Origin of the sequence: Inquilinus sp. (assembly GCF_039594555.1) — a bacterium.
Taxonomy (GTDB): domain Bacteria; phylum Pseudomonadota; class Alphaproteobacteria; order DSM-16000; family Inquilinaceae; genus Inquilinus.
This window is the reverse complement of sequence record NZ_JBCNNF010000468.1, coordinates 1-5,105: the sequence shown is the minus strand read 5'-3', so window position 1 is coordinate 5,105 and position 5,105 is coordinate 1. Positions and strand designations below refer to the sequence as shown.

Annotated in this window: 6 protein-coding genes; 2 read left to right on the top strand and 4 right to left on the bottom strand. The window is 70.2% G+C overall.

Features of this window, described 5'->3' with window-relative positions:
• Positions 1-15: 15 nt before the first annotated feature.
• The gene (locus tag ABDW35_RS31850; RefSeq protein ID WP_343717865.1) at positions 16-942 is read right to left on the bottom strand and encodes a LysR family transcriptional regulator; all 927 of its coding nucleotides are present in this window, start codon (positions 940-942) and stop codon (positions 16-18) included.
• Positions 943-1,190: 248 nt separating this feature from the next.
• Between ABDW35_RS31850 and ABDW35_RS31845 the strand changes: the two genes are divergently transcribed.
• Positions 1,191-1,961: an SDR family oxidoreductase gene (locus ABDW35_RS31845; RefSeq protein ID WP_343717864.1), complete on the top strand. Its 771-nt coding sequence runs from the start codon at positions 1,191-1,193 to the stop codon at positions 1,959-1,961.
• Positions 1,962-1,967: 6 nt separating this feature from the next.
• Here the strand turns inward: ABDW35_RS31845 and ABDW35_RS31840 are convergent, their stop codons facing one another.
• On the bottom strand, positions 1,968-3,275 hold the full coding sequence (locus ABDW35_RS31840; RefSeq protein ID WP_343717863.1) for a calcium-binding protein: 1,308 nt from the start codon (positions 3,273-3,275) through the stop codon (positions 1,968-1,970).
• 250 nt (positions 3,276-3,525) lie between these two features.
• Here ABDW35_RS31840 and ABDW35_RS31835 point away from each other — a divergent pair, with 250 nt between their 5' ends.
• The gene (locus ABDW35_RS31835) at positions 3,526-3,681 is read left to right on the top strand and encodes a hypothetical protein (protein WP_343717862.1); all 156 of its coding nucleotides are present in this window, start codon (positions 3,526-3,528) and stop codon (positions 3,679-3,681) included.
• Positions 3,682-3,739: 58 nt separating this feature from the next.
• Here ABDW35_RS31835 and rplQ read toward each other — a convergent pair whose 3' ends face one another.
• On the bottom strand, positions 3,740-4,180 hold the full coding sequence (rplQ, locus tag ABDW35_RS31830) for a 50S ribosomal protein L17 (protein WP_343717861.1): 441 nt from the start codon (positions 4,178-4,180) through the stop codon (positions 3,740-3,742).
• Positions 4,181-4,284: 104 nt separating this feature from the next.
• On the bottom strand, positions 4,285-5,105 hold an 821-nt coding region (locus tag ABDW35_RS31825), incomplete at its 5' end, for a DNA-directed RNA polymerase subunit alpha (protein WP_343717860.1).

Genomic DNA, 5,105 nt, shown 5'->3' with positions numbered 1-5,105 from the left:
GAGAACCCCCTCCCCCTACCCCCCTCCCGCAGGGGGAGGGGGGACTCGATTCGAGCTCTCCATCTCCTCCTGCAGCAAGGCGAGGGCCTGCAGCAGGGCGGGCGAACGGTCGCCGCGCCGCCAGACGGCGGCGACCCGGGCGCGGGGCGCGGGCTCGGCCAGGGCCAGGTACCGCACCCCGTCGGGCCGCAGCCGGCGCAGCGGGCCCGGCACCAGCGACACGCCGAACCCCGCAGCCACCAGCGACACGATCGCGTGCATCTGATGCGCCGACTGGGCGACCCGCGGCACGAAGCCGGCGGCGGCGCAGGCCTCCAGGATCGCGGCGTGGAAGCCCGGCCCCTCCCCCTGCGGGAACATGACGAAGGGCTCGGCGGCGAGGTCGGACAGTGCGATCCGGCGGCGGCCGGCCAGCGCGTGGTCGGCCGGCACCACCGCGACCATCGGCTCGGACCAAGCGGGCCCCTGCTCCAGCCCCTCGCTGTCCGGCAGCGGCGGGATGACGAAGCCGAGATCGCAGCGGCCGCCGCGCAGCTCGTCCAGCTGCCGCATCGTCGTCGCCTCGCGCAGGTCCAGCGCCAGGCCGGGATGGCGGGCGCGCAGCGCTTTCAACAGCGGCGGCAGGCGCTCGAACATGGCGCTGCCGACGAAGGTGACGCGCAGCAGGCCGGTCACCCCCTGCCCCGCCTGGCGCGCCACCGCCACCGCATGCTCGGCCTGGGCCAGGGTGCGGCGCGCCTCCTCCAGCAGCGCCGTGCCGGCCGGGGTCAGCGCCACCCGGCGGCGGCTGCGGTCGAACAGGGCGGCGCCGACCACATCCTCCAGCCGCCGCATCGCCGTGCTGAGCGGCGGCTGGGCCATGCCCAGGCGCTCGGCCGCGCGGCGGACATGCCGCTCCTCGGCCACGGCGATGAACTGGCGCAGGAGGCGGAGCTCGATCATGGATGATACCGGCCTTTCCAGACATTGAACCGTCATGGCGAGCCCCGCAGGGGCGTGGCCATCCAGCGGTACCAGCCCCTGGATGGCCACGTCGCTTCGCTCCTCGCCATGACGGGGAAGACGTCGAAGAAGCGGTCTCCAGGACTGTCGACATGATACCTGCTGGATATCAAACCGATCCGATCCAAGGTTTGAAGTATAGCCGACCTCGCGCCACCTTCCGGTCATCACGACAGGAGAACGGATCGATGGCACGGGTGATGGTGGTCAGCGGCGGCGGCACGGGTATCGGCCTGGCGGTGGCGCAGCGCTTCGCCGGGCAGGGCGAGCAGGTGGTGATCCTGGGGCGCCGGGCCGGCGTGCTGGAGGACACGGCGGCGGCGATCGGGCGGGAGCATCCTTCGGCGCCGCCGGTGCTGGCGCTGCCGGGCGACCTGTCGCGGCCGGACACGGTCGAGGCGCTGTGCCGGCAGATCGGCGAACGCTTCCCGGCGGTCGACGTGCTGGTGCATGCCGCCGGCGGCAACGCCATCCTGCAGGCGCCGCCGGGCCATTACGATGACGGGCTGGCCGGGGTGGCGCGGCGCTGGAGCGACAACTTCGCCGGCAACGTGCTGTCGGCCGTGCTGCTGACCGAGGGGCTGCGCGACCGGCTGCGGGCGCCCGGCAGCCGGGTGGTGCTGGTCAGCTCGATCGCCGCCTATCGCGGCTCCGGCGCCGGCTGCTACGGCGCCGCCAAGGCCGCGCTGCACCCTTATGGCTACGACCTGGCGGCCGCCCTCGGCCCGCGCGGCATCACCGTCAACATCGTCGCGCCGGGCTATATCCGCGACACCGAGTTCTTCGCCGACCGGCTGCCGGCGGAGCGGCAGGCGGCGCTGATCGCCGAGACGTCGATGCGCCGCGCCGGGCTGCCGGCCGACATCGCCGACGCCGTGGCCTGGCTGGCCTCGCCAGGCGCCGCCCATGTCACCGCCCAGGTGATCCAGGTCAATGGCGGCGCCGAGCGCGGCCATTGACCTGGATCAGAGGATGAAGTCCCCCGCCGTCAGGTGACCGATGGTGCTGCCGACCTCGATCCGGACATCCGCGTGGCCGTCACCGTCGACGTCGCCCTCGACGACATAGTCGAAGCGGTCGCCCGGGATCGTCTCGATGAGGGCGACCCGCAGCTCGCCCGCCTTCCCGGAGAACTGGGCGTCGCCGATCACGGTGAAGGCCTGGTCGCCGCGGCGGCCGGTGTCGGCGTCGATCTGGGCCAGGTCGATCCGGTCCTCGCCGGCGGTGAAGCCGCCGATCGCGTCCGGCCGGTCCACGGCGCTCTCCGCCGTCGAGCGGAAGACGTAGCGGTCGGCGCCGTTGCCGTCGCTGAGCACGTCCCGGCCCAGGCCGCCGATGACGACGTCGTCCCCGGCATTGCCGCTGATCGAATCGTCGCCGTCGCCGCCGTCGAGCAGGTCGGCGCCGCCCACCCAGGGCGCCAGGATGCCGTCCTCGCCGATGATGATGTCGTCGCCGGCGCCGCCATGCACGATGTCGGCCTCCTCGCCGCCGTCGAGGAAGTCGTTGCCGGCATCGCCATGGATCTCGTCGCGGCCGGCATTGCCCTGGATGGTGTCGTCGCCGTCGCCGCCGATCAGCAGGTCCTGGCCGCGGCCGGGCTCGCCGACGATGTCCTCCTCGCCGCTGATGAAATCGTCCCCGGCGCCGCCGTCGATCCGGTTGTCGCCGGCGTCGCCGTAGAGCGCGTCGGCATGGGCGCTGCCGGCCAGGTTCTCGATGGCGCGCAGCGTGTCGACCTCATCCGGGATGCCGCCGACGCCGGAGAACAGGCTGGCGATCACCCCGGTCGCGGACAGGGCATAGCTGGCGGTGTCGATGCCGTCGCCGCCATCCAGCGTGTCGGCCCCGGCGCCGCCCAGCAGGATGTCGTCGCCGCCACGGCCCTCCAGCACATCGTCGCCGTCCAGCCCGGCCAGGACGTTGCGGCCGCCATCGCCGGCGAGGCTGTCGCCGAAGCCGGAGCCGACGGCGTTCTCGAAGCCCCAGACCAGCGCGTCGCCCTCGGCGTCGCCGCCGGAGACGGAAGCGAAGCCGCCCCAGCCGGCGCCGAGATCGACCCGCACCGCGGCGTGCGACCCGGCATAGCCGACCGTGTCGATGCCGCTGCCGCCGATCAGGATGTCGACCGCCCCTGCGCCGCCCTCGACATAGTCGTTGCCGGCCCCGCCGATCAGCACCTCGGCCAGCGCGTCATGGCCGATCAGCACATCGTCGCCCGGCCGGCCGGCATGGATGCCCAGTAGCTCGAGCAGGTCGCGCGGCACAGTCATGGTTTCCTCCCCCGCTGGATCGGCGACAGGATCTCAGTCCCAGGCGTCAACCGCATCCATGGCAAAGCCGGACCCGACGATCAATATTTACATGTCGGCCGACATTTCACGCCAATACCGGCCAATTCCGAGCGATTCCGGAGATCGGCGGCATCCAGAAAGCGGCACTTAAAAATAGAGTTTCTATCTTTATATCAATTTAAGATTGATGAAGAATGGCGCCCTCACCATAGCCGATGAGGAAGGGTCCATGGTCGATCGGTACACGAAGGTGATCCTGACGGTGATCGCGGTGGCGCTCGTGGCGCTGGCCGTGCAGCAGGCGGTGCCCAGCGCCTCGGCCGCCGGGTCGGAGTGCAAGGGCAGCTATTTCGATCCCTGCTGGGTCAAGATCAAGGACAACTGACGAAACGAAAAAGGCCCGGCTTGCGCCGGGCCTTGATCCGTTCACCGTTGCGGGCCGATCAGCCCTCGGCGCCTTCGGCCTCGGCCGCGGCGGCCTTCAGCTCGGCGTCGCGCGCCTTGTCGGCGGCACCCTTGGCGTCGCGGTCGCGGTCGACCAGCTCGATCACGGCCATCGGGGCGGCGTCGCCGTAGCGGAAGCCGGCCTTGAGCACGCGGGAGTAGCCGCCGCTGCGGGTCTTGTAGCGCTCGGCGATCACCGAGAACAGCTTGGCCACCACGTCGTCGTCGCGCAGCTGGGCATAGGCCAGGCGGCGATTGGCGAGGCCGCCCTTCTTGCCGAGGGTGATCAGCTTCTCGACGATCGGGCGCAGATCCTTCGCCTTCGGCAGGGTGGTCTTGATCTGCTCATGGGTGATCAGGGCCGCCGCCATGTTGGCGAACATCGCCTTGCGGTGGCTGCTGGTGCGGCTGAAACGACGTCCGGTCACTCCGTGACGCATGGCGATATCTCCTCATGGCTTGGCCCCCGCGGGGGTCCGATGGCGGAACCCGCCGCCTGCCCGTGCGGGACAGAACGGCGGGGTACAGCAGGCTCGTCAGCCGATCAGAACGGCTCTTCGAGCTTCTTGGCGAGATCCTCGATGTTCTCCGGCGGCCAGTTCGGGATCTCCATGCCGAGATGGAGGCCCATGGTCGACAGCACTTCCTTGATCTCGTTCAGCGACTTGCGGCCGAAGTTCGGGGTGCGGAGCATCTCCGCCTCGGTCTTCTGCACCAGGTCGCCGATATAGACGATGTTGTCGTTCTTCAGGCAGTTGGCCGAGCGCACCGAGAGCTCGAGCTCGTCCACCTTCCGCAGTAGGTTGCGGTTGAACGGCATGTCCTCCGAGGTCTCCTCGCGATGGTCGCGCGACGGCTCCTCGAAGTTGATGAACAGCTGCAGCTGGTCCTGCAGGATGCGGGCGGCCAGCGCCACCGAATCCTCCGGCGTCACGGCGCCGTTGGTCTCGATCGTCAGCGACAGCTTGTCGTAGTCGGTGACCTGGCCGACGCGGGTGTTCTCGACCTTGTACGAGACCTTGCGGATCGGGCTGTACAGGGCGTCGACCGGGATCAGGCCGATCGGCGCGTCCTCAGGACGGTTCATGCTGGCCGGGACGTAGCCCTTGCCGACATTGACCGTGAACTCCATCGCCAGCTTGGCGCCGTCGTCGAGGGTGCACAGCACCAGCTCGGGGTCCATGATCTCGATGTCCGGACCGGTGACGATGTCGCCGGCCTTGACCACCTTCGGGCCTTCGGCGTTCAGCCGCATCTTCTTCGGGCCCTCGGCGTGCATGCGCAGCGACAGCGCCTTGACGTTGAGGACGATGTCGGTGACGTCCTCGCGGACGCCCGGGATCGACGAGAATTCGTGCAGCACGC